The sequence below is a fragment of the Cognatilysobacter tabacisoli genome, assembly GCF_003586305.1.
GTDB lineage: Bacteria > Pseudomonadota > Gammaproteobacteria > Xanthomonadales > Xanthomonadaceae > Cognatilysobacter_A > Cognatilysobacter_A tabacisoli.
In genome coordinates, this window is sequence record NZ_QXJI01000001.1 from 21,942 (window position 1) to 45,828 (window position 23,887).

The following is a 23,887-nucleotide window of genomic DNA, read 5'->3' on the forward strand; positions in this document are numbered from 1 at the left end:
TGTTATAGTATAACTGTCGAGCGACACCCCCCTCCCGAAAGTCATGGTTCATGCCGCCGTCCCGCACCCGCCAGCTCCTTGATCGCCTCGGCGCCGCCGGCTCCCTGCTGTGCGCCGCGCACTGCGCGCTGCTGCCGGCGGTGGTGGCGCTGCTGCCCGCGTTCGGGATTTCGGCGATCGGCGGGGACGGGTTCGAGCAGGGGTTCGTGGTTTTCGCCACCCTGCTGGGGCTGTTCACGCTGGCCTGGGGCTACCGCCGCCACCGGACGCTGCAGGCGCTGTCGCTGCTGGTCCCGGGCCTGGCGATCCTGTGGTTCGGCGTGCTGTACCCGCCACTGCACCAGTCGGTGATCCCGCACGCGGTCGCGATGACGATCGGCGGCACCCTGGTTGCGCTGGCGCACCTGGCCAACCTGCGGCTCAACCACGGACACGTTCACGACGCGAGCTGCGTGCATTGATCCAATGCGGCGCATTGGATCAATCCCAAGTTTGGCTTTGCAAAACTTGGGCCCCGGCTCTGATTCCTTCATCCCCCCGCCTTCGGCGCGCCCCCTTGCAAGGGGGCTCTCCTCCGATGAGGAGCGCGACGACGACGCGATCCCCGCGCGGCTGAACGGAAGCGGGGCGATGCCTGAGGGGCCGGGCGGCAAGGCCCGCGTGATAGACTTCGCGGCCTCGCGCGAGCCGCGACCGCGTTTCAACGACCACCTTCCGCACCCGCTGCGGGCACAGACAGCTTCAGGAGCACGAACATGGGTAAGGGCGACCGCAAGACCGCCAAGGGCAAGCGCTACAACTCCAGCTACGGCAACGCCCGCGCCTCGAAGGCCGTGACCAAGGCCGCCGGCACCGCCGCCGCGCCGGTCGCAAAGAAGGCCGCGACCAAGACCGTCGCCAAGGCACCGGCGAAGAAGGTCGCGGTGAAGAAGGCTGCGTCGAAGGAGTAAGCGCCCCAAGGCGCTGACCGGAAAGCCCCGCGATGCGGGGCTTTTTTGTGGGTGCCTGCCGGTGCCCGAGTGCCGGGCCCGCGGCCTCGCGCATGCCTGTCGGTCAGCGCGCGGCGCCGGCCTCGACCGCGCGCCACACGCGCATCAGGTTGCCGCCGAGGATCTTGCCGATGTCGGCGTCGCCGTAGCCGCGCGCCTGCAGGCCGGCGACCAGGTTCGGGTAGTCGGCGACGGTGCGCAGTTCGACCGGCAGCTTGCCGCCGACCCCGTCGAAGTCCGAGCCGATCCCGACGTGGTCGATGCCCATCAGCTTCACGGCGTGGTCGACCTGGTCGAGCACCGCGCCGATCCGCGTCTCCGGCGTCGGGTGCGCCGCGTCCCAGGCCTGATCGAAGTCCGCCTCGCTGCGCAGCGGGCGCCCGGCCGCTTTCGCGGCGGCGTTCTCGCGCTCGAACTCGGCCGCGGCGCGGAAGTACGCCTGGGTGTCGGCCGCCGCCTGCGGGTTGACGAAGCCGCTGCCGAAGACCAGCTGTAGCACGCCGCCCTTCGCCGCCACGGCGCGGGCGAGCTCGTCGCTGAGGTTGCGCTCGAAGCCGGGCGTGAAGTGGCGCAGGCCGGAATGGCTGGCGATCACCGGCGCCTTGCTGAGCGCGAGGACGTCACGCACCGCGTCGTCGGACAGGTGCGACACGTCCACCATCATCCCGAGGCGGTTCATCTCGCGCACGGCCCGCTCGCCGAGCGGGCTCAGGCCGTCCCACTGCTTCTCCAGCGCGTACGACGAGTCGGCCAGGCGGTTGTTCTTGCTGTGCGCCAGCGTCACGTAGCGGACGCCGCGCGCGTGGAACACCGCCAGCTGCGCGAGGTCGTCGCCAAGCGGCGCGCCGTTCTCCATGCCGAGCGCCAGCAGCACGCGGCCGTCGCCGCGGTGCCGCGCCACGTCCCGCGGTGAGCGCAGCAGCGCGAACTTGTCGGGATGACGCGCGGCCAGCGCTTCGACCGCGTCGATCTGCGCGTGCGCAACGGCGCGCGCGCTGCCGTCGGCGTCCTGCTGCGGCGAGGTGTAGATCGACATGAACGCGACGTCCAAGCCGCCGGCGCGCGCCTTCGGGTAGTCGAACTCCTTGTCGGAACTGACACCGAGATCGTCCCAGCGCTCGCGCAGCGCGTACGGCGCGTCGATGTGGGTGTCGACGATCAGCGCGTCCTGCGCCAGCTGCACCGCGCGCGCCGGCGCCTGCGCGGCGGTGGGCGGTGCCAGCGCGGCAATGGCGAGGGCAACGGAGGCGAGGAGGGCGGTGCGACGCATCGTCATGGCGGAGTTCCGGACTACGAGGAAAGGAGAGAAATCGTTGCGGATCACGTGGGCGCGCCGGCGACCCGGCGGCCGCCGGCGAACACCGCGCGCGCCAGTACGCCGCCCAGCCAGTAGCACAGCTCCGACGGATGGCCGACGTCCCACTGCACGAAGTCGGCGCGCAGCCCGGCCCGCAGCGCGCCGCGGTCGGACAGGCCGAGCGCGCGCGCAGCGTGCGTGGTGGCGCCGCGCAGCGCTTCCTCCGGCGTCAGGCGGAAGTGCGTGCACGCCAGCTGCATCGCCTGGCGCAGCGACAGCAGCGGCGACGTGCCGGGGTTGCAGTCGGTGGCCACCGCCATCGGCACGCCGTGCGCGCGGAACGCGTCGAGCGGCGGCAGCCGGGTTTCGCGCAGCACGTGGAACGCGCCCGGCAGCAGCACCGCGACGCTGCCGCGCGCGGCCATCTCGGCGACGCCGTCTTCCGACGTGTACTCGACGTGGTCGGCCGACAGCCCGTCGAACCCGGCCACCAGCGCCGCGCCGCCGAGGTCGCTGAGCTGGTCGGCATGCAGCTTGACCGGCAGGCCGAGCGCGCGCGCCGCGTCGAACATGCGCGCGGTCTGCGCCGGCGTGAAGCCGATGCCCTCGCAGAACGCATCGACCGCGTCGACCAGCCCGTCGGCGTGCAGCCGCGGCAGCCATGCGCATGCGGCCTCGATGTAGTCGTCGGCGCGGCCGGCGTATTCGGCCGGCAGCGCGTGCGCGGCGAGGTAGGTGGTGCGCACGTCGATGCCGAGCGTCGTGCCGACGTCGCGCGCGACGCGCAGCATCTTGGCTTCGTTGGCTTCGTCGAGCCCGTAGCCGGACTTGATCTCGAGCGTGGTGACGCCGTCGTCGCGCAGCGCGCGCGCGCGCGGCAGGGACTGCGCGAGCAGCTCGCCCTCGCTGGCCTCGCGGACCGCGCGCACCGTCGACGCGATGCCGCCGCCGGCGCGTGCGATCGCCTCGTAGCTCGCGCCCTGCAGGCGCATCTCCGCCTCGCGCGCGCGGTTGCCGGCGAATACCACGTGGGTGTGGCAGTCGACCAGGCCCGGGGTGATCCAGCCGGTGGCCTGGACGACCTCGCGCGCCAGCGCCTGCGGCGCGTCCGGCAGGTCGGCGCGCCGGCCGACGTACGTCAGCACGCCGTCGCGCCAGCCCAGCGCCGCGTCGGCGATCTCGCCGTAGCCGTCGACGGCATCGAGCGTCGCCAGCGACGCGCCGACAATCAGCCCGTCCCACGGGGTGGCATCGTCCTGTCCGTCGTCGCGTCGAATCGTGTCGGTCATGGCGCCAGTCTAGCGGCCCCGCCCGCGGCTCGGCCCGACGCGCTCCACGAGCAGCTCGCCGCGACCCGCGCATCGCGCGACAATCGGACGCATGAACCCGATCGATGCGTCGCGACTGTGGACCCCCGCCGGCTGGCAGCGCGACCGGCGCCTGCACGTTGCGACGGACGGACGGATCGGCTCGACCGAGCACGCCGGCGGCGGCGAGGCGTGGGTCGTACCCGGCATCGCCAACCTGCACTCGCACGCGTTCCAGCGCGCGATGGCCGGGCTGGCCGAACGCCGCGGCGACGCCACGCATGGCGACCCGGCGAACGACTCGTTCTGGACCTGGCGCGAGACCATGTACCGCTTCGCCGCGCGGATCGGACCGGAGTCGCTGCACGCGATCGCGTGCCAGCTCTACGTCGAGATGCTCGAGGCCGGCTACACCAGCGTGTGCGAGTTCCACTACCTGCACCACGCGCCGGACGGGCAGACCTACGCCGAGGCGGCGACGATGTCGCACGCGCTGATCGCCGCCGCGCGCGACACCGGCATCCGCCTGACCCTGCTGCCGGTGCTGTACATGACCGGCGGATTCGACGGGCGCGAGCTGTCGCCGCGCCAGCGCCGCTTCGGCCACCGCGTCGACGCCTACCTGCACCTGCTCGACACGCTGGCCGAAGACAGCGGCGACGCGGTGCGCATCGGCGTCGCGCTGCACAGCCTGCGCGCGGTGCCGCCGCGCGCGATGGCCGAGGTGCTGGCGGCGATCCCGCCGGCGATGCCCGTGCACGTGCACATCGCCGAGCAGGTGGCCGAGGTCGACGAATGCGTCGCCGTGCGCGGCGCACGGCCGGTGCAGTGGCTGCTGGACAACGCGGCGGTCGACTGGCGCTGGACGCTGGTGCACGCGACCCACCTCGACGACGCGGAAGTGCAGGGCATCGCCGGCAGCGGGGCGACCGTGGCGATCTGCCCGACCACCGAGGCCAACCTCGGCGACGGCCTGTTCCCGCTGCGCGCCTACCTCGACGCCGGCGGCGCGTGGGGCATCGGCTCGGACTCGCACGTGTCGGTGTCGCCGGTCGAGGAGCTGCGCTGGCTCGAGTACGGCCAGCGGCTGCAGGCGCGCCAGCGCAACATCGCGGCCAGCGGCGACGGGGCCAGCGTCGGCGACACGCTGCTGGCCGGCGTGATCGCCAGCGCGCAACACGCCACCGGCCACGCGACTGGCGCGCTCGTCGACGGCGCGTTCGCCGACGCGGTCGTGCTCGACACTGGCGCGCCGGCATTCGCCGGCCTGCACGAGCGCGACGCGATCGACCGCTGGGTATTCAACGGCAACCGCAACCTGGTGCGCGACGTCCTCGTCGGCGGCGTGCGCGTGGTCGAGGGCGGCCGCCACCGCGACCGCGACGCCATCGCCGCGCGCTTCGGCGCGACGATGGGCGAGCTGCTGCGCGACTGAGCCGCGCCGCGGCTACGCCGGCAGGCCGGCGAACAGCGCGTTCATCGCCGCGTAGTCGAGCTTGCCGCCGCCGCCGGCCGGCAGTTCGCCGGCGAGGAACGCACGGGTCGCGTCGCGTCCGGCGCCGTAGGCCGCATCGAACAGCCCCGGCCCCGCGCTGATCCGGCGCACGCCGGCGCGGGCCAGCGCGTCGACCGGGGCGAGCGACGGCAGCGCCATCACGTTGATCGCCAGCGGCACCGCTTGGGCGATCTGCGCGGCGGCGTCGGCGTCGACCAGCCCCGGCACGAAGCCGCCGTCGGCACCGGCCTCGCGGTAGAGGGCCAGCCGCTCGGTCGTCATCGCGACCGCGTCCGCGCCGCTCGCCAGCCCGCGCAGGTAGACGTCGGTGCGGGCGTTGACGAACAGCGGCGTGGCGCCGAGCGCATCGCGGATCGCGCGGATTTTCGCCGCCAGCACCGCGGGATCGCCGCCGCCGTCCTCGAGGTTGATGCCGACCGCGCCGGCGGCGGCGACGTCGCGCACCAGCGCCGCGACGGCGGCCGGGTCGGCGGCGTAGCCGTCCTCGACGTCGACCGTCACCGGCACCGAGCACACGCGGAGGATCGCGCGCGTGGCGTGCAGCAGCACGTCGCGCGGCAACTTGCCGCCGTCGGCATAGCCGCAGGCCCACGCCAGTGCGGCGCTGCTGGTGGCGACGGCGCGCGCCCCGAGCGATTCCCACAGCCGCGCGCTCGCGGCGTCCCAGGCGTTCGGCAGCAGCAGCGGGGAGGCGGAATCGTGGAGCGCGGCGAATCGGGCGTGCAGGTCAGTGCTCATCGGGACACTCCGTCGGGGGAAGGGAGACGGGCAGGGCGCGACGCTCAGCCCATCGCGAACAGGTCGGCCGCGTCCGGCAGCGCGCCTTCCAGCCGCAGCAGGAAGGCCTTCGTCGGCAGGCCGCCGCCGAAGCCGGTCAGCGCGCCGTTGGCGCCGATCACGCGGTGGCACGGCAGCACGATCGGCAGCGGGTTGCGGCCGTTGGCGGCGCCGACCGCGCGCGTCGCCGTCGGTGCGCCGAGCCGCGTGGCGAGGTCCTGGTAGCTGACGGTCGCGCCGTACGGAATGCCGGCCAGCGCCGACCACACCGAACGCTGGAACGCGGTGCCGCGCGGCGCGAGCGGCAGGTCGAACGTGCGCCGCGTGCCGGCGAAGTACTCGCCGAGCTGCGCCCGCGCGGCGTCGAGCACGGCGCTGTCGCCGTCGACCCAGCCGTCGCCAAGCGCCACCGGGTGCCGCGGCGACGCGAACTCGATCAGCCGCAGGCCTCCCTCGTCGGCGGCCAGAAGCAGCGGGCCGACCGGGCTGCCGATCGTGGTGCGCACGCCGGTCATGCGGCGGCGCCCACGCCGGCGGGCGCCATCGAATCGCGCCACAGGTGGATGACCGCGTAGCCGCGCCACGGCCGCCACGCCTCGGCCCGCGCGGTGAGCGCGCGCGCGGTCAGCCGCGTGCCGTCGCCCGGCGTCGCGCGCTGCAGCACCAGGTCGTCCGCCAGGAATGCGTCGGGGTGGCCGAGCGCGCGCAGAGCGATGTAGTTGGCGGTCCACGTGCCGATGCCGGGCAGCGCGACCCAGTGCGCGACGAAGTCGTCGAGCGTGCGCTCGCGGCGGAAGTCCACGCGGCCGTCGAGCAGCGCCGCCGACAGCGTGCGCACGGTGTCGGCGCGCGCCCGGGTCAGGCCGATCGACGCGAGGTCGGCGTCGACCAGGGCATCGGGCGTCGGGAACAGGTGCTCGATGCCGGGCGCCTCCTGCGCGATCGCCGCCGGAAGCGCGTGGCCGTAGCGGCGCGCCAGCCGCGCGGTCAGCGTGCGCGCCGCGGCCACGCTGACCTGCTGTCCGATCACCGCGCGCACCGCGATCTCGAAGCCGTCCCAGCCGCTGGGCAGCCGCAGTCCGGGGCGTGCGTCCAGCAGCGGCCGCAGCCGCGCGCTCGCGCGCAGCGCGTCGCCGATCGCCTGCGGGTCGGCGTCGAGGTCGAACATCCGCCGCAGCCGCCCGACGATGCCGAGCAGCTGCGCCGGCGCTGCACCGTGCACGGTCAGCAGCAGCGCGTGGTCGCGGTCGGCGTGGGCGACGCGCAGCCAGCCCGGCGCGTCCGGCGTGCCGATGACGCGCACGTAGCTGGCGTCGTCGACCGCCTCGACCCCCGGCAGCGCGCGGCCGCGCAGGAACGCCAGCATCGACGTGAAGTCGTACGGCGGCCGGTAGCCCAGCCGCAGCGTAAGCGGACGACCGCTGGCCGCGGGCACGTCGTCGCGCACCTGCCGGCGCAGCTCGCGCGGGGCCATGCGGTACGCGTCGAGGAACGCCGCGTTGAAGCGGCGCACGCTGGTGAAGCCGGACGCCAGCGCGATTTCGGTGATCGGCAGCGCGGTCTCGGTCAGCAGCTGCTTGGCGAACAGCAGCCGGCGCGTGCCGTGCACGCCGCCGGGCGCGACGCCGATGCGCTCGACGAACAGGCGCCGCAGCTGGCGCTCGCCCAGGTGCACGCGCGCGGCCAGCGCCGCGAGCGGCTGCTCGGCCAAGGCGCCTTCGTCGATCAGCTTCAGCGCGCGCGCCAGCGCCGCGTCGCCGCGCCGCCAGCTGCCATCGTCAGGCGACAGCTCCGGCCGGCAGCGCAGGCAAGGCCGGTAGCCGGCGGCTTCGGCGGCCGCGGCGTGGCGGAAGTATTCGACGCGGCGCGCGAACGGCGCCGGGCACACCGGCCGGCAGTAGATGCGCGTGCTCGGCACGGCGGTGAAGAACAGGCCATCGAAGCGCGCATCGCGGCTGCGGCGCGCCTGCTCGCACACCTGCGCGTCGGGCGGCGCCGGCGCGGGCAGGTCGTGCGGGGCGATCGGATTCGACGGCATGCCGGCAGGCTAGCACCGGGTCGATGCACGGACTGGCCGGATTCGGACATCGACGTGGATGCGCAATTCCGGCACATCGCGCCGGCACTGCGACGCGGATCGCGCGCGCGGTCAGTCGCTCAGCGCGGGCGCCAGCGTGCGCGGATCGCCGTCGTTCGGCACCGGCGCGACGCCGACCAGCCGCGCCAGCAGCGGGTACACGTCGACGTTGTCGAACGCCGGCAGCGTCACGCCGCGGCGGAACGCCGGGCCGTGCGCGATGAACACCGCGCGCATCGACGGCAGCGCCGGATCGAAGCCGTGCGAGCCGCGCACGCCGTCGCGGTCGCGTCGCTGCAGCCACTCGCGCGAGCCGGCGTCCCAGCCCTCGTCCATCTGGCACACGATCGGCGGCACGCGCGGGTGGCGGCCGTAGTGCCAGCGCGCCGGCAGTTCACCCTTGCGCCAGCACTCGTAGCGCGCGTGGCGGCCGAGCAGCGCCGCCTCCGCCTCGCGCTCGCGCCCCGCCACCGGCGCGAACCCGAGCGACTGGCCGGACGACACCGGGGTGGCCAGCGCGGGGTCGACCATGTCCTCGGTCGCGACCGCGTTGCGCAGCGGCACCGCCGCCATGCCGTGGTCGGAGACGATCACGAGGTTGACCTCGTCGTCGACGCCGCCGGCGCGCAGGCCGTCGAGGAGGCGCCCGATCGCCGCGTCGAGCGTGCGCACCGCGGCCAGCGCCTCCGGCGACTGCGGGCCGGCGTCGTGCGCGGCCTTGTCGACATGCTCGAAATACAGCGTGGTGATGCGCGGGCGGGTGGCGACCGGCTCGCGCATCCAGCCGACCACCGTGTCGACGCGCTGCTCGATCGTCACCTCGTAGTCGAAGGGCTGCCAGCGGTCCGGCCGCACGCCGCCGATCGCGGCCTCCGCACCGGGCCAGAACATCGTCGCGTTCGGCAGGCCGGCCTTCTTCGCCGTGACCCAGATCGGCTCGCCGCCCCACCAGCGTCCGTCGGACACGGCCTCGCGGTTGCGCAGCGAGAAGCCGCCGAGCGCCGGATCGCGCATCGTGTTCTGCACGATGCCGTGGCGGTCCGGGCGCAGGCCGGTGACGACGGTGTAGTGGTTCGGGAACGTCAGCGACGGGTACGACGGGTTCATCCACGCCGCGCGTACGCCGTCGCGCGCCAGCCGGCTCAGGTGCGGCGTGCGGGACGGGTCGAGGTAGTCGGGGTGGAAGCCGTCGAGCGAGACCAGCACGACCGGATCGGTCGAGGCGGTCCGCAGCGGCGGGGCGGGCGTGGCGCACGCGGCCAGCAGGCCGCCGAGCAGGGCGGCGGTCGCCGCGCGGGTCAGGATTCGCATGCCGCGATTCTAGCCAGCGGCTGCGACCGGCCGATGACCGATGGCACGGCATGACTTCCGACGCTCGTGGCGGGGGCGCGCCATGCCGATGCTGGTCCGACCGCGGCCGCGGCCGCCTGCCGGGAACTCCGATGTCCGCCATCCGCCTGCTGCCTGCCGTCCTGCTCGCGTTGGTCGTGCCCACGGCGTTGGCACACGACGCCCCGGCCGCGCCGCCGACCCCGCGCTTCAGCGCCGACGAGTGCGCGGTGTGGGCGCGCGAGCTGAGCTTCGCCCGCTCGGTCGCCGACCGCGATGCCGCCGCGTTCGCCGCGCACGTGCATGCCGACGCCGCGTTCGGCAGCGGCCGGCCGGTGCCGATGCGCGGTCGCGAGGCGATCACGCGCGGCTGGGCCACGATCATCGCCGGCGAAAAGGTCCGGCTGCGCTGGTACCCCACGCGCGTCACCGTGGCGCCCGGCGTCGGCGACGTCGCGTGGTCCAGCGGGCCGTCGCTGTTCGAGGACCTCGCGCCAGGCGCCAACCCGCGCTACTCGATCGGCGCGTTCCACTCGGTGTGGCACAAGGACGCCGACGGCACGTGGCGGGTCCTGTTCGACGATGGCGTCGAGGGCAAGCCGGCGACGCAGGCGCAGGTCGACGCGTTCCTCGCCGGGCGGCGCGAGGCCTGCACGCCGGCCTGACACGCCACTGAACGCGGCGTCGGCCCGGCGCCCGGGGCACATGCCCGTGCGCTGCCGCAGGCGTATACAGGAGGCGTGCCGTCGGCGTGCCGCCGGGCAATCCGTCCCGTCCCGAATCCCCTCGCGAGGTGCCCCATGCAGCGCATCCAGACCCGTTTGACCACCGCCGTGCTGCTGTCGCTCGCCGCATCGGCGGCGATGGCCCAGGGCGCGCCCGTCGCCGATCCCGCGCCGGTCGCCGCGCCAGCTGACGCCGCCGCTGTGGCGGCCGACGAGCGCACCGACGACCGCCACTGCCTGCGCGCGACCGGGTCGCGCATCGTCGAGCGCGCCAACGCCCGAGGCGAGCGTCGCTGCACCGTCGCCAGCGGCCGCGTGTACAGCCGCGATGACCTCGACCGCGCCGGCATGGGCGGCGACCTGGCCGAGACGCTGCGCCGGCTCGACACCTCGATCCGCTGAGCCCGCGCCTTCCGTCCGTCCTAACGCCCGGCCCCGTGCCGGGCGTTTGCGTTGTGGCGCGCGGCAACGCGGGCGGTGGCGCACGCCGTCGCCGGCGAAGTGATCCGCGCCCGCGGACCGAGGGCCGGCCCGACGATCGGCGCTGCCTATAATTCCCGCTTTCCCGGCAGGACTCCGGCATGGCCGCTTCCCCCCGCATCGATCCGAGCCGCGTGATCCGCGCGCCGCGCGGCAACGCGCTCACCTGCAAGTCGTGGCTGACCGAAGCCGCGTACCGGATGATCCAGAACAACCTGGACGCCGAGGTCGCCGAATCCCCGACCGAGCTGGTGGTCTACGGCGGCATCGGCCGCGCCGCGCGCGACTGGGCGTCGTACGACGCGATCCTCGAATCGCTGCGCAACCTCGAGGACGACGAAACGCTGCTGGTGCAATCCGGCAAGCCGGTCGGCATCTTCCCGACCCACGCCGACGCGCCGCGCGTGCTGATCGCCAACTCGAACCTGGTGCCGCACTGGGCGACGTGGGAGCACTTCCACGAGCTGGATAGGAAGGGCCTGATGATGTACGGCCAGATGACGGCCGGTTCGTGGATCTACATCGGCAGCCAGGGCATCGTGCAGGGCACGTACGAGACCTTCGTCGAGATGGGACGCCAGCACTACGGCGGCGACCTGACCGGCCGCTGGATCCTCACCGCCGGGCTCGGCGGCATGGGCGGCGCGCAGCCGCTGGCCGCGTCGCTCGCCGGCGCGTGCAGCCTCAACATCGAATGCCAGCAGTCGCGCATCGACATGCGGCTGCGCACGCGCTACGTCGACGAGCAGGCGAGCGACCTCGATGACGCGCTCGCGCGCATCGAGAAGTACTGCGAAGCCGGTCAGGCGAAGTCGATCGCGCTGCTCGGCAACGCGGCCGAGATACTGCCGCAGCTGGTCGAGCGCGGCGTGCGTCCGGACGCGGTGACCGACCAGACCAGCGCGCACGACCCGGTGCACGGCTACCTGCCGATCGGCTGGACCGTCGAGCAGTGGCAGCGCATGCAGGTGCAGGACCCCGAGCGCGTGCGCGACGCGGCCAAGCACTCGATGCGCACCCACGTCGAGGCGATGCTGCACTTCGAGGACATGGGCATCCCGGTGTTCGACTACGGCAACAACATCCGGCAGATGGCCAAGGACGTCGGCTGCGCCGATGCGTTCGACTTCCCCGGCTTCGTGCCGGCATACGTGCGGCCGCTGTTCTGCCGCGGCGTCGGCCCGTTCCGCTGGGTCGCGCTCAGCGGCGATCCCGAGGACATCTACCGGACCGACGCCAAGGTCAAGGAGCTGATCCCCGACGACGCGCACCTGCACCGCTGGCTCGACATGGCGCGCGAGCGGATCAGCTTCCAGGGCCTGCCGGCGCGGATCTGCTGGGTCGGCCTCGGCCAGCGCCACAAGCTCGCGCTGGCGTTCAACGAGATGGTCCGCAACGGCGAGCTGAAGGCGCCGGTGGTGATCGGGCGCGACCACCTCGACAGCGGCTCGGTCGCGTCGCCCAACCGCGAGACCGAGGCGATGCTCGACGGCAGCGACGCGGTGTCCGACTGGCCGCTGCTCAACGCGATGCTCAACGTCGCCGGCGGCGCGACGTGGGTGTCGCTGCACCACGGCGGCGGCGTCGGCATGGGCTACTCGCAGCACTCCGGCGTGGTGATCGTCTGCGACGGCAGCGAGGCCGCCGACCGGCGGCTGGCCCGCGTGCTGTGGAACGACCCCGGCACCGGGGTGATGCGCCACGCGGACGCCGGCTACGAGATCGCGAAGCAGTGCGCGCGCGAGCAGGGCCTCAAGCTGCCGATGGCGTGAGCGTACGCCACGCCATGGGTCGTCCGACCCGACGCTGGCTGGTCGCCGCGCTGGCGCTGCTGCTGGCCGCGTGCGGCCCGGCGCCGCGCTCGCCCGACGACGTCCGCGCCGAATTGCTGCGCAAGCTGCCGATGACGCTGGACGACCGCGCCGGCTGGGCGCGCGACATCCAGGCGGCGCTGCAGGCGATGGAGATCGAGCCGTCGAGCTCGAACCTGTGCGCGGTGATGGCGGTGATCGAGCAGGAGTCGGGCTACAAGGCCGATCCGCCCGTGGCCGGGCTGTCGAAGATCGCGCGTGCCGAGATCCAGCGCCGCGCCGACCGCCTGCGGCTGCCGGCGTTCGTGGTGGCCGCGGCGCTGGACGTGCGTTCGACCGACGGCCGCACCTACGGCGAGCGCATCGACGCGCTGCGCACCGAGCAGGAGCTGTCGGCGCTGTTCGAGGAAATGAGCGATCGCGTGCCGATGGGCCGGCGGCTGCTCGACGGCTTCAACCCGATCCGCACCGGCGGGCCGATGCAGGTGCGCATCGCGTTCGCCGAGCGCCACGCGCGCGGCTATCCGTACCCGCGCGACGGCTCGATCCGCCACGAGGTGTTCAGCCGCCGCGGCGGGCTGTACTTCGGCATCAAGCACCTGCTCGACTACCCGGCCAGCTACCGGCAGCCGCTGTACCGATTCGCCGACTTCAACGCCGGCTGGTACGCCAGCCGCAACGCTGCCTTCCAGCGCGCCGTGCACCTGGCATCGGGGCGGCCGGTCGAGTTCGACGGCGACCTGCTGACGCCGGGCGCGGCGATGGACGCGCCGGGTTCGACCGAGCGCGCGCTGCGCTCGATGGGTGTGGTGCTGGGCATCGACGACGCGACGATCCGTGCGGCGCTCGGCAAGCAGCACCAGCACGCGTTCGAGGACACTGCGCTGTACCGCGACGTGTTCGTGCTGGCCGAGCGGCAGGCCGGCGGTCCGCTCGCCCGCGCGCGGGTCCCGGATATCGCGCTGCGCAGCCCGAAGATCACCCGGCAGCTGACGACGGCGTGGTTCGCCGACCGGGTCAACGCGCGCTGGAAGCGCTGCATGGCGCGCTAGCCGCGCGCGGGGCGCCGGGGGCTTGGATGGCGGGCGCGGCGCCCGCGTGGCGTCGGACTGGCCGGGTTTCCGGCCCGCAGCGCGGGGAAGTCGAAAAAAACCCCTGAAAAAAGGGCTCGGGGTGCTTGCGGCGGCGTGCGCATGGCCTACAGTGCGGGGGTCGGCCTGCGCCGGCAACAAGCCCACCAAACTGACGAGCAGAACGAACCCAAATGGCTACCAAGAAGAAAACCGCCGCCAAGCCGGCTGCCCCGAAGCCGATCAAGGACGTGATGAGCAAGTCCGCCCTGGTTGCCCACATCGCCGGCGCCACCGAAGTGACCGCCAAGGACGTGCGCGCGGTCCTCGCGTCGCTCGAGAGCGCCATCCACGCGTCGATCGGCAAGAAGGGCGCGGGCCAGTTCATGCTGCCGGGCCTGCTGAAGATCACCGTGCAGAGCGTGCCGGCCAAGCCGAAGCGCAAGGGCATCAATCCGTTCACCGGCCAGGAAACCGTGTTCGCCGCCAAGCCGGCCACGGTCAAGGTCAAGGTGCGTCCGATGAAGAAGCTCAAGGACGCCGCGACGGCCTGATCGGGCCGCGCGAACGAGGGCCGGGCGCTGCCGCGAATGCGGTAGCGCGCCGGCCCTTTTCTTTTCTGTCGCCGTTCGACGCGCAGGCGTCTGTAGTGCGTCCGACCACGCGTCGTCGCGACGCGTCGTAGTCGTAATGGTGTCGTAGCGGCGCCGCCCCATCGGCGCGGGCAGCGGCGCCGCGCGATGCGGCGTCAGATCACATCAGATCAGTCCGCGCGCACTGGCCGCGCGGTAGGCCAGCCAGCCGCCCGTGGTCAGTCGCCAGCCGCTGGGGCCGATCGCGGTGAACCGCTTGGCGCGCAGCCGTTCGCAGACGCCGTCGTCGAGCTTGGCCGGCGAAGCCGGGCCGCGGTGCGACAGGCGGCGGATGTGTTCGAGTTCCTTGGTGGTGAGTTCTTCGATCATGGGGCGACCCCATTCCTGGGACGGCTCGACACTAGGCGACACGCTGCAAGCGCCGCGCGAAAAAAGCGTAGGCACGATGACCCCACCGTACGTCCATCGGGCAAGGGTTCAGCGGCGTGAGCGGCACGCGAGTGCTGCCCGCCGGACCGTCCGCGGATGACGCGAGTAAACCCGCGTTACAGGGCGTCGCGGGTCGAGTCGTGCAGAGGGCCGGCTTCGGGGCGCCGGGCGTCAGTCGCCGATCGGCATGCGCATCGACAGCGCGCTGAACGGCGGGTCCCGGTCACTGCGTGAGGGCGGCGTGCTGGCCGCGACGCGCCCGGGCAGGAGGCCCTCGGCGGCGAGCAGCTCCAGCAGCCGCGCCTGCACCTCGGGCACGTCCGCGCCGGCGCGGTCGGCCAGCAGGCGCGACAGCGTCGACACCGCTTCGACGATGCCCGCGGACGACTCGCGGGTGATGACCTGGCGCAGCAGGCCGCGGATCAGCGCGAGGTCGGCTTCCAGCACGGCGCGGTCGAGCGGCATGACACCCTCCGTAACGGCGAAAGATGAGGGGACTCTGGGTTGTACACGGCGGTTGCGGCGGCCGTCAGTGGGGAATTCCCTCAGCCGACGGCGGCTCTACCCGCGGCGGGGCGGCAGCAGGCGCCGGAGCCGCCATCGGCCGTGCGACGCACACCGTGTCTGCGAGCCGTCGGGCCGGTAGTGCGCCCCGGCGGCGCCAGTCCTCATCGTGCGCCCTGGCGCGGCCGTGCCCGATCCCCCGGCGCGGTGATGCCGCCGGTCGGGCCGTGGCCCCGACTGCAGTGCGGCACCCGCGCGGGCTTGCCGTTGCCCGGCCGGTCCCCATGTCGGCACGACTGCCCTGTGGAAACCCCAGCCATGATCCGTCGCGCGCTGCTGACCGTGCTGCTGTGCTGTTCGATGCTGGCGGTGCACGCCGCGTCCCCCGCGCTTCCCGCGCCAGCGGTGACATCCGCGGCATCCGTGCCGGTCGTGATCGGCGAATCGCGCGAGCTCGACTCGACGGTGCTCGACGAGCAGCGCCGCTATTCGGTGGCCTTGCCGCCGGGCTACGCGTGGTCGCCGGGCCGCCGCTACCCGGTGCTGCTGGTGCTCGACGCCGAGCGGCACTTCGCGCACGCGACGACGACCGCGCGCTTCCTCGCGGCCAACGGCGAAATGCCCGACACGATCGTGGTGGGCCTCGACAGCACCAACCGGCTGCGCGATTTCACCCAGACCGACTGGGCCGAGGCCTGGGTCGGCGGCGGCGGCGCCGACCGCTTCGCGCGGTTCCTGACGACCGAGCTGCTGCCGGCGATCGAGCGCGACTACCGCACCGACGATTTCCGCACCGTGGTCGGCCACTCCGCCAGCGGCCAGTTCGCACTGCACCTGCTCGCGACGCGGCCGGACACGTTCCGCGCCTACCTCGTGAACAGCCCGAGCCTCGACTGGGACGACCGCCTGCCGCGCCGCGAGCTGGCTGAAGCGTTCGCGCGCACGGCGTCGCTGCCGGCCTTCGTCTACGTGGCCCGGTCCGACGACCGCGGCCCGGCGCTGGCCGACGCGCACGCGCTGTTCGCCACGCTGGAGCAGGGGCCGCGCGGGCTGCGCGCGGTCGGGCGCGACTTTCCCGGCGAAACCCACGCCGGTATTCCGCTGGTGGCGCTGGTCGATGGCCTGCGCACGCTGTACCGCGGCTACCGGTTCGACATCGACCTGCCCGGCGCCTCGCTGGCCGACGCCGAGCGCCAGTACGCGCAGGTGTCCGAGTCGCTCGGCTGGCCGACCGCGGTGCCCGAGCCGGTCGTGCAGTCCCTCGCGTACGTGGCGATGAACGCGGGGCGCCATGACGAGGCGATCGCGCTGTTCGCCCGCAATGTCGAGCGCCACCCGCGATCGGCCGGCGCGCACGCCGCGCTGGCCGACGGCTACGCCGAGGCCCGACGCTGGCGCGAGGCGCTCGCGTCGGCCACGCGCGCGGCGGCGCTGGCCGCCGAGCAGGGCCATCCGGACCGCGCGAACTTCTACGCGCAGGTGGCCAGGCACCGCGCCGAACTGGCGACGCCGCGGCGCTGAGCATGGGCACCGTCGCGGCACGGTGCGGGCACGCGATCGAGCGATCGCGTCGCCGCTGCGCTGACGCCCTCGCTTCGGTTTGCTGTCGATCCGGCCCGCCGCCAATCGTCGCTTCCGGGACAGCGCGCCCGCTGGGACCGCGCTACCGTTTCCAGATCCCCCGGACCCGTCGACGATGAGCCACGAACCCCAATCCACGCCCGCCGAAGTCGGCACCTCCGCCGGGGCGGCCGCCCACGCGCCGTCGGGCCCGCTGTGGGCCGAGCTGCGCGACGCGATCCGCGGCACCAACGCCGACTACACCCGCATCCCGCTGCGCCGCGCGGTGTTCCTGCTCGCGGTGCCGATGGTGCTGGAGCTGGTGCTCGAGTCGACGTTCGCCGTCGTCGACATCTTCTTCGTCGCCCAGCTCGGCGCGTCGGCGGTGGCCACCGTCGGGCTGACCGAGAGCTACCTGTTCCTGCTCTATGCGATCGCAATGGGGCTGGCGATGGCGGTGACCGCCATCGTCGCCCGCCGCATCGGCGAGCACCGACGCGACGAGGCCGCGGTGACCGCCGTGCAGGCGGTGATCATCGCGGTGCTGGCGTCGCTGCCGTTTACCGTCGCCGGAATCGTCTACGCGCAGGACCTGCTGCGCCTGATGGGCGCCGACGCGTGGACGCTCGAGCACGGCTATCGCTACACGCAGTGGATGCTCGGCGGCAACGCGGTGATCCTGCTGCTGTTCGTCATCAACGCGGTGTTCCGCGGCGCCGGCGACGCGGCCAGCGCGATGCGCGTGCTGTGGGTCGCCAACGGGCTCAACATCGTGCTCGACCCGCTGCTGATCTTCGGCTGGGGCCCGGTGCCGGCAATGGGCATCGAGGGCGCGGCGATCGCGACCAACATCGGCCGCGGCGTCGGCGTGCTGATGCAGCTGTGGATCCTGCTGCGCGGCGGCCAGCACATCCGCGTGGCACGCGCGCAGCTGGCGTGGCACGGCGCGATCGCCTGGAACATCCTGCGCACCTCGTTCGGCGGCATCGGCCAGATGATCGTCGCGATGACGTCGTGGATCTTCCTGATGCGGATCCTCGCCAGCGTCGGCAGCGAAGCGGTCGCCGGCGCGACGATCGCGATCCGGATCATGATGTTCACGCTGATGCCGGCGTGGGGCATGTCGAACGCCGCCGCGACGCTGGTCGGGCAGAACCTCGGCGCCGGCGAGCCCGGCCGCGCGGAGGCGAGCGTGTGGCGGATCGGCTGGTACAACATGGCCTTCACCGTCGCGGTGTCGGGGCTGTTCTTCGCGAAGCCCGACACGCTGATCGCGATCTTCACCGCCGACCCGGGCGTCATCGCCGTCGGCGCGGAGTGGCTGCGGATCCTGTCGTTCTCGTTCTTCGTCTACGGCTGGTGGATGGTCGCCGTGCAGGCGTTCAACGGCGCCGGCGACACGATCACGCCGACCAAGATCAACCTGGTGTTCTTCTGGCTGATCCAGATCCCGCTGTCGTACTGGCTGGCGCTGCGGCTGGGCTGGCAGCAGACCGGGGTGTTCTGGGGCGTGTTCGTGTCGGAGACCTCGGTCGGGCTGTTCACGCTGTGGCTGTTCTCGCGCGGGTCGTGGAAGGCCGCCAAGGTGTAGCGCTCCCCAGGATTGCCGCGCGCGAGGGCGTGCAGTTGCGGCTCCCGCGATGGGCCGCACGCGCCCGTCGCCGGGCGTGCGGGCACAATGCGGCTGTCGTCCCCTCGTGAGTCGCCATGCGCCTGGTCCCGCTGCTGTACGTCGCGCTTGCCGCTGCCGTCGTCGTCGCGGCGACCCCGCGCGTGCACGCCGGCGTGCAGGCGCTGGAGCGGTCCCGCGCCGGCCACCCGGCCACGCGCGTCAGCGTCGACGGCCACGGCGACCTGCTGTTCGTCGTCGACACCGGCGCGAGCGCCAGCGCCGTGTACGAGCACGCTCGCACGCGCCTGCGGCTGGCGCCCGAGCCCGGCGGTCAGATCGAGATGCACGGCGCGGCCGGGTCGCAGCGGATCGACCGCTACCGCCTGCCGCCGCTGACGGTGGCCGGCGTGCGCACCGGGCGGCTGCTCGCGACCGGTCTGCCCGATGGCGTCGCGCACGGCGACGACGTCGTGGGCGTGGTCGGTCGCGACGTGTTCGGCGGCCACGCGGTGGAGTTCGACCTGCACGGCGGCGTCCTCGGCCTGCACCGGCCCGGCGAGCTGCCGCACAGCGCGCGCGGCTGGGACACGGTGCCGATCCGGCTGATGCCGCACACCGGCCTGGTGACGATCGAGGTGCGGCTCGACGGCGCTCCGGTCACCGCGGTGCTCGACACCGGCGCGCGCAAGAGCTTCATCAACTGGCGCGCCGCGCGCGGGACCGGGCTCGCGCCTGGCGCGAAAGGCCTGGTGCGCCAAGCGTCGGGCGGCGGCGCCACGGCGCACCGCTTTGCGTTCGACGTCGCCCGCTTCGACGCGCTGGCCGTCGGCCGCACGCGGTTCGGATCGCCGTCGCTGGCGATCGCCGACCTGCCGGTGTTCGCGCCGCTGGGCATGGACGGCGCGCCGGCGATGATCCTCGGCATGGACCTGCTCGGCGACCGCCGCTTCGTCATCGATTACCCGGGCCGCCGGCTGCTGATCGAAAAGCGCGGCTGAGGCGCCCGGCATGCGGCCGACGCGTCGCTACACTGCGGCGAGTATCCACCGGGGCGTCGCCGTGCCGAACCTGTCCGACTTCGCAAGCGCAGCCGCGCGCCGCGCCACCGTCGCGATGCTTGCGCTGGCGCTGTTCGCGCCCGCGGTTGCCGCCGACTACGTCCCGCCGCGCCACGAATGGGCGCGCCGCGCGCCGGCCGAGGCCGGCTTCGATGCGCGGCGCCTCGCCGACGCGGTCGCCTATGCGCGCGCCAGCGCGCAGGTCGAGCCGTCGGACCTGCGCGTGGTGCTCAACGACACCTACGGCAAGCGCGAGCCGAACTACCGCATCCTCGGCCCGGTGACGCCGCGCGCGCAGTCGAGCGGCGTGGTGGTGCGCGGCGGCTACATCGTCGCCGAGTGGGGCGACCTCGACCGCCCCGACATGACCTTCAGCACCGTGAAGAGCTACCTGTCGACCGTGGCCGGGCTGGCGCTGGCCGACGGCCGCATCGCCTCGCTCGACGCGCCGGTCGCGCGCAGCGTGCCCGGGACGTGGTTCGACGGTGCGCACAACGGCGCGATCACGTGGACGCACCTGCTGCAGCAGACCTCGGACTGGAGCGGCACGCTGTGGGACGTCGCCGACTGGGCCGACCGCCCGGAGGGAGACGATCCGTCCAGGCGCCCGCTGCGCACGCCGGGGACGCACTACAAGTACAACGACGTGCGCATCAACCTGCTCGCGTACGCGCTGCTGCAGGTCGTGCGCGAGCCGCTGCCGCAGCTGCTGAAGCGCCGCGTGATGGACCCGATCGGCGCATCGTCCACGTGGCGCTGGCACGGCTACGACAACTCGTGGGTCGAGCTCGACGGGCTGCGCATGCAGTCGGTGTCCGGCGGCGGCCATTTCGGCGGCGGCCTGGTCATCTCGACGCTCGACCACGCGCGCTTCGGCCTGCTGGTCGAACGCGACGGCGTGTGGGGCATGCAGCGCCTGCTGCCCGACGGCTGGCTTGCGCAGGCGACGCGCCCGTCGCCGGTGAAAGCCGACTACGGTTACCTGTGGTGGCTCAACACCGGTCGCACCGCCATCCCGGCCGCGCCCGAATCGGCGTTCTGGGCGGCGGGGTTCGGCGGCAACTACGTCTACGTCGACCGCGAACACGACCTGGTCATCGTGCTGCGCTGGACGCCGGACCTCGCCGGCGTGGTCACGCGCACGCTCGCGGCGCTGCAGTAGCGCCGGACCGCGGCGGCGCGCTGCGCCGCCGCGTCATCTGGCGCGCATCGGGCCCGTGTAACGAATCCTTAAACCCGGCCGTGGTGTGATCGGACTGCGGCGCGTCCACTGCGCCCTGCAAGGACCCCGCCACAGGATGCGGCGACGACGGCATCCCGTGTCACGCCCACAACAAGGAAGATGACGATGCCGACCCTAGACGCCCTGCAGGCGCCCAGCCTCAACCTGTCCATCACCGAGCGCGACGGCCGCCTGGTCGTCGGACTCGACCTGTCCGCCACCAGCGGTTCGGCGCGGCAGATCCCGTTCCTCGAGGTCACCCGCAACGAGTCGCGCGCGCTCCTCGCCGAGGCGCAGCAGACCGTGATCGCACGCCTGAGCCAGTCCGGCTTCCAGGTCGGCGAGGTCAGCGTCGAGGCCAATCGCGGCCAGAACGCGGCGATCGGCGCGACCGTGCCGCGCGTCGGCCGGCTTCAGTTCGAGATCACCGGCGACCAGTCGATCAGCGGGACGATCCGCAACAACCCCGACGTGGCCGGCGCGATCCGCGTGGCCGAAAGCGGCTTCGACCGCTCGCGCCAGGCGCTTTACGAGCAGCGCGCGCGCAATTGGGCCGAGGACGGCGGCGCGCGCATCCGCAGCGGCGAGCAAACCTACACGGTGACGCCGCAGGCCGCGGCCGACTACTACAACGCGCAGCGCTGGTTCCCGTGGGAAAAGATCCAGCCGGCGCAGCCGCGGGCCGAGCTGCGCGACGGCATCGACAGCGCGTACGCCCCCCGGACCGACGACGGACTGCGTCACCCCGGCCACCCGTTCCACCGCCAGTTCGAACAGGCGCTGCGGGGGCTGGAGGGCACCGGCGTCGCGCAGCGCAGCGATGCCGCGGCCCTGCTGGTCCAGGCCGGCGCGAACGCGGGCTTCGACCGCAACGGCGACCTGGCCGTCGTCGCCGGCACGCGCGACAACGTGTTCGCGGTGCAGGGCGACGGGCCGGCGGGGCTGCGCGCCGCCGTCGCGCACGCCGACATCCAGTCGGGCGCGTTCGCCCGCGTGTCCGAGGCGCTCGGCCAGCAGGCGATCGCGCAGGCGCCGGTTGTAAATACGGTGGACGAGCCGGTCCGCGCGCGCGCGGTCTGAGCCGCTGCGCCGACGGCACGCGCCCGCCACGCGACGTGGCGGGCGTGCCGGGCGTAGCGCGGCGCGCTACAGCTCGACCACCGGAGCGAAGCCGCCGTAGATCATCCGCTTGCCGTCGAACGGCATCGGGTTGCTGCCCGGGTCCATGCGTGGGTCCTTCATCACCTTGTCCATGCCGGCGTCGCGCGTGGCCTTGTCCGGCCATTCGATCCACGAGAACACCACCGCCTCGTCGGCGGTGGCCTGCACCGCCCGGCGGAAATCGGTCTGGGTGCCGTCGGGCACGTCGTCGCCCCAGCACTCGAGGATGCGCGTGGCGCCGTACTCGAGGAACACCGGGTCGAACTGGCGGGCATGATCGATGAACTTCTGCTTGTTCGCGGTCGGAACCGCAATCACGAAACCGTCGATGTAGGGCATGGCTGTCTCCTTGCGCTGGCACGGGTGGCGTGAGCCTGCTCGGGCAGGCGTTCAGCCGCGATGAGCGCGAGGCGAACCGCGCGCTTGCCAGTGCGACGGACGAAGGGGTCCTTTTTCGACGCCCAGGTTCGACGCGCCGCTTCGACGCGCCGGTTCGACGGGCCGTACGCCGAGCGGGATCGACGCGGACTGCAGTGCGGCGCCTAGGCATTCGCCAGCCGGCGCGCGATCTGTGCGCCGTCAGCGCGTCTCGCTGTAGACCGGCACCGACGCGGCCAGCGGGTCCAGCCGCACCCACAGCGCCACCGCCACGGCCGCGAGCAGCAGCGCGAGCGCCAGCCACCAGAAGCCGCGGTGCGGGCGCGGCAGCAGCGGGGCGAGCAGCAGCCACGCCGGTGCCAGCAGCACCACGAGCACTGCCGGCAGCCCGGTGCCGATCGACAGCATCGCGAAGTGGCCGAGCGCGGCGAGGAATCCGATGCCCACGACCGCCGCGGCCGCGAACAGGGCCCACGAGGCGGGCCCGTCCGGACGCGGGCGAGACGACGCGGCCGCGACCACCGCACTCGCCAGCAGCAGCGGCCAGGTGAAGAACGGCGAGCCGCCGGGCAGGGCGGCCTGCACCGCCGTCGCCAGCAGCGCGGTCACGCCGGCCAACGCCAGCCAGCGCTCGAGCCCGTCGCGGCGCGCGGCCGCGACCATCGCCGCCAGCACCGCGAGCAGCACCAGCAGCGCCTGCCACTCCAGCCGCGGCAGCGCCGCCAGCCGGTCGTAGTAGTCCGGCGCCCCGGGCCCGCGCGACAGCAGGTTGACGCCGGTCAGCGCCAGCGCGGCGGCGACCAGGCCGGCGAGGCCGTGCGCAGCGGCGAGCGCGACGCCGCGCGCCGTCCATTCGCCGCGGCGCCGGCGCGCGATCGCCACGACCAGGCCGGCGGCCAGCGCGAGCAGCACCCAGCCGACCCACGGCGCATACGCGACCGTCGCCAGTCCGAGCACGTCGCTGAACACCACGTCGGCGCTCGCCGTCGGCAGCGCCGCCTCGCCGGACAGCGCGCGCGCCAGGTCGAGCGCCTGCGAGCCCAGGTGCTGCAGCGAGCGCGGATCGACGTTGTCCGGCGTCGCCAGCGGCGAGTGGTACAGCCGCGCGTCGCCGATCGGCGCGAAGTTGAAGCCGGCCACGCCGCGTTGCAGCGCTTCGGTGAAGTCGGTCGAATTCGGCAGGCGCTCGTAGATGCTGACCGCGAGGCTGTTGGCGGCCGGCTGGCGCACGACGCGGGCGAACAGATCGACCAGCGCGCCGTTGCCTGGGCTGGCCTGGAACATGATCGCGCGGCCGCCACCGCCGCGGGCTTCGAGGTTGACCACGGTGCCGATGCGCGCTGCCAGCGGGTCGCCGGCCGGCGCCGCGGCGAAGAACGCGCGCGCGCCGGCGAGGCCGATCTCCTCGGCGTCGGTCAGCACGATCGCCAGGTCGCGGCGCTGCGCGTCGCGCGGAATGGCGCGCGCGATTTCCAGCGCCGCGGCGACGCCGAACGCGTCGTCGGCGGCGCCCGGCGAGCCGGTCACGCTGTCGTAGTGCGCCATCAGCGCGACCGCGGGGCCGCTGGCCGGCGGGCCGGCACGCACGGCGATCAGGTTGACGCCGGTGCGCGCCGGCGCGCTGCCGCGCTTGGCGAGCCGAGCGGTCTGCCTGGCGGTGAGCGCGAACGGCTGCTCGCGCACGCTGAAGCCCAGCGACTGCAGCCGCCCGGCGAGGTACGCGCGCACGACGTCGTTTTCGGCCGAGCCGGTCGGGTGCGGACGCGCGGCGATGACGCGCACGTCGGCCATCGCCCGCGTTGCGGAGAATGCGTCGGCCGGTGCGTCCGCCGGCAGCGCCGGCGGCGGCTGCGATGCGAACCACGTCAGCAGCGCGCTCGCCAGCACGGTGGCCAGCAGCCACGCCCAGTGCGGGCGCGCAGGCGGGTCGATCGTTGCCGTCGCTGGCTGCATGTCGGGGTCCCCTGGGCCGGACGGGCGCCGCGCGAGGGC

Annotated in this window: 22 protein-coding genes and 1 pseudogene; 13 read left to right on the forward strand and 10 right to left on the reverse strand. The window is 73.6% G+C overall.

The annotated features are described in order from the left end of the window. The first annotated feature begins 50 nt into the window (after positions 1–50). A complete protein-coding gene (locus D3A60_RS04550; RefSeq protein WP_119717571.1) occupies positions 51–461 on the forward strand; it encodes a MerC domain-containing protein in 411 nt (136 codons plus the stop codon). Between the two features lie 276 nt (positions 462–737). Further along, positions 738–950: pseudogene (locus D3A60_RS04555) on the forward strand (30S ribosomal protein THX); the annotation flags it as partial. Positions 951–1,053: 103 nt separating this feature from the next. Here D3A60_RS04555 and D3A60_RS04560 read toward each other — a convergent pair. Next, complete coding sequence (locus tag D3A60_RS04560; RefSeq protein WP_196778646.1) at positions 1,054–2,265, reverse strand: dipeptidase; 1,212 nt, start codon at positions 2,263–2,265, stop codon at positions 1,054–1,056. 44 nt (positions 2,266–2,309) lie between these two features. Then, positions 2,310–3,575 carry an imidazolonepropionase gene (hutI, locus tag D3A60_RS04565; protein ID WP_119717573.1) on the reverse strand — a complete coding sequence of 422 codons (1,266 nt, stop codon included), beginning with the start codon at positions 3,573–3,575 and terminating at the stop codon, positions 2,310–2,312. A 91-nt stretch (positions 3,576–3,666) separates the two neighbouring features. Between hutI and D3A60_RS04570 the strand changes: the two genes are divergently transcribed. Continuing rightward, positions 3,667–5,028, forward strand: a complete 1,362-nt coding sequence (locus D3A60_RS04570) for a formimidoylglutamate deiminase (protein WP_119717574.1) — start codon at positions 3,667–3,669, stop codon at positions 5,026–5,028. A gap of 12 nt (positions 5,029–5,040) precedes the next feature. On the opposite strand, the gene D3A60_RS04575 is transcribed toward D3A60_RS04570, so the two are convergent. From D3A60_RS04575 to D3A60_RS04590, 4 genes are all read right to left on the reverse strand, one after another. Continuing rightward, the gene (locus D3A60_RS04575; protein WP_119717575.1) at positions 5,041–5,847 is read right to left on the reverse strand and encodes an isocitrate lyase/PEP mutase family protein; all 807 of its coding nucleotides are present in this window, start codon (positions 5,845–5,847) and stop codon (positions 5,041–5,043) included. 44 nt (positions 5,848–5,891) lie between these two features. Beyond that, positions 5,892–6,401: a methylated-DNA--[protein]-cysteine S-methyltransferase gene (locus D3A60_RS04580; RefSeq protein WP_119717576.1), complete on the reverse strand. Its 510-nt coding sequence runs from the start codon at positions 6,399–6,401 to the stop codon at positions 5,892–5,894. Next, positions 6,398–7,924, reverse strand: a complete 1,527-nt coding sequence (locus D3A60_RS04585) for a DNA-3-methyladenine glycosylase 2 family protein (protein ID WP_119717577.1) — start codon at positions 7,922–7,924, stop codon at positions 6,398–6,400. The genes D3A60_RS04580 and D3A60_RS04585 overlap by 4 nt, the downstream gene beginning before the upstream one ends. Before the next feature lie 111 nt (positions 7,925–8,035). Next, positions 8,036–9,274 carry an alkaline phosphatase family protein gene (locus D3A60_RS04590; RefSeq protein ID WP_119717578.1) on the reverse strand — a complete coding sequence of 413 codons (1,239 nt, stop codon included), beginning with the start codon at positions 9,272–9,274 and terminating at the stop codon, positions 8,036–8,038. A 131-nt stretch (positions 9,275–9,405) separates the two neighbouring features. On the opposite strand from D3A60_RS04590, the gene D3A60_RS04595 reads away from it, so the two are divergent. The 5 genes from D3A60_RS04595 (at position 9,406) to D3A60_RS04615 (ending at position 13,932) form a co-directional block, all read left to right on the forward strand. After that, positions 9,406–9,957: a YybH family protein gene (locus tag D3A60_RS04595; RefSeq protein WP_119717579.1), complete on the forward strand. Its 552-nt coding sequence runs from the start codon at positions 9,406–9,408 to the stop codon at positions 9,955–9,957. Positions 9,958–10,092: 135 nt separating this feature from the next. Continuing rightward, positions 10,093–10,419, forward strand: coding sequence for a hypothetical protein (locus tag D3A60_RS04600; protein ID WP_119717580.1), 327 nt, complete (start codon positions 10,093–10,095; stop codon positions 10,417–10,419). Positions 10,420–10,598: 179 nt separating this feature from the next. Further along, the gene (gene hutU / locus D3A60_RS04605; RefSeq protein ID WP_119717581.1) at positions 10,599–12,269 is read left to right on the forward strand and encodes a urocanate hydratase; all 1,671 of its coding nucleotides are present in this window, start codon (positions 10,599–10,601) and stop codon (positions 12,267–12,269) included. A 14-nt stretch (positions 12,270–12,283) separates the two neighbouring features. Continuing rightward, a complete protein-coding gene (locus tag D3A60_RS04610; RefSeq protein WP_119717582.1) occupies positions 12,284–13,360 on the forward strand; it encodes a DUF1615 domain-containing protein in 1,077 nt (358 codons plus the stop codon). Positions 13,361–13,572: 212 nt separating this feature from the next. Beyond that, positions 13,573–13,932: an HU family DNA-binding protein gene (locus D3A60_RS04615; protein WP_119717583.1), complete on the forward strand. Its 360-nt coding sequence runs from the start codon at positions 13,573–13,575 to the stop codon at positions 13,930–13,932. A 204-nt stretch (positions 13,933–14,136) separates the two neighbouring features. On the opposite strand, the gene D3A60_RS04620 is transcribed toward D3A60_RS04615, so the two are convergent. Next, the gene (locus D3A60_RS04620; protein WP_119717584.1) at positions 14,137–14,340 is read right to left on the reverse strand and encodes a hypothetical protein; all 204 of its coding nucleotides are present in this window, start codon (positions 14,338–14,340) and stop codon (positions 14,137–14,139) included. A gap of 231 nt (positions 14,341–14,571) precedes the next feature. Beyond that, a complete protein-coding gene (locus D3A60_RS04625) occupies positions 14,572–14,865 on the reverse strand; it encodes a hypothetical protein (protein ID WP_119717585.1) in 294 nt (97 codons plus the stop codon). A 357-nt stretch (positions 14,866–15,222) separates the two neighbouring features. Here D3A60_RS04625 and D3A60_RS04630 point away from each other — a divergent pair, with 357 nt between their 5' ends. The 5 genes from D3A60_RS04630 to D3A60_RS04650 all read left to right on the forward strand — a co-directional run bounded on the left by D3A60_RS04630 (position 15,223) and on the right by D3A60_RS04650 (position 21,436). Continuing rightward, positions 15,223–16,425 (forward strand): alpha/beta hydrolase-fold protein, encoded by a 1,203-nt coding sequence (locus tag D3A60_RS04630; RefSeq protein ID WP_196778647.1) that lies wholly within the window; start codon positions 15,223–15,225, stop codon positions 16,423–16,425. Between the two features lie 175 nt (positions 16,426–16,600). Beyond that, positions 16,601–18,055: an MATE family efflux transporter gene (locus D3A60_RS04635; RefSeq protein WP_119717587.1), complete on the forward strand. Its 1,455-nt coding sequence runs from the start codon at positions 16,601–16,603 to the stop codon at positions 18,053–18,055. Between the two features lie 116 nt (positions 18,056–18,171). Further along, positions 18,172–19,074 carry a pepsin/retropepsin-like aspartic protease family protein gene (locus tag D3A60_RS04640; protein ID WP_119717588.1) on the forward strand — a complete coding sequence of 301 codons (903 nt, stop codon included), beginning with the start codon at positions 18,172–18,174 and terminating at the stop codon, positions 19,072–19,074. Positions 19,075–19,135: 61 nt separating this feature from the next. Further along, entirely contained in the window at positions 19,136–20,296 is a 1,161-nt protein-coding gene (locus tag D3A60_RS04645) for a serine hydrolase domain-containing protein (protein WP_196778648.1), read from the forward strand. 186 nt (positions 20,297–20,482) lie between these two features. Beyond that, positions 20,483–21,436: an XVIPCD domain-containing protein gene (locus D3A60_RS04650; RefSeq protein ID WP_157981397.1), complete on the forward strand. Its 954-nt coding sequence runs from the start codon at positions 20,483–20,485 to the stop codon at positions 21,434–21,436. A 66-nt stretch (positions 21,437–21,502) separates the two neighbouring features. Here the strand turns inward: D3A60_RS04650 and D3A60_RS04655 are convergent, their stop codons facing one another. After that, on the reverse strand, positions 21,503–21,856 hold the full coding sequence (locus D3A60_RS04655; RefSeq protein ID WP_119717590.1) for a DUF1428 domain-containing protein: 354 nt from the start codon (positions 21,854–21,856) through the stop codon (positions 21,503–21,505). 240 nt (positions 21,857–22,096) lie between these two features. Then, a complete protein-coding gene (locus D3A60_RS04660) occupies positions 22,097–23,848 on the reverse strand; it encodes a M20/M25/M40 family metallo-hydrolase (protein WP_119717591.1) in 1,752 nt (583 codons plus the stop codon). Positions 23,849–23,887: the final 39 nt, after the last annotated feature.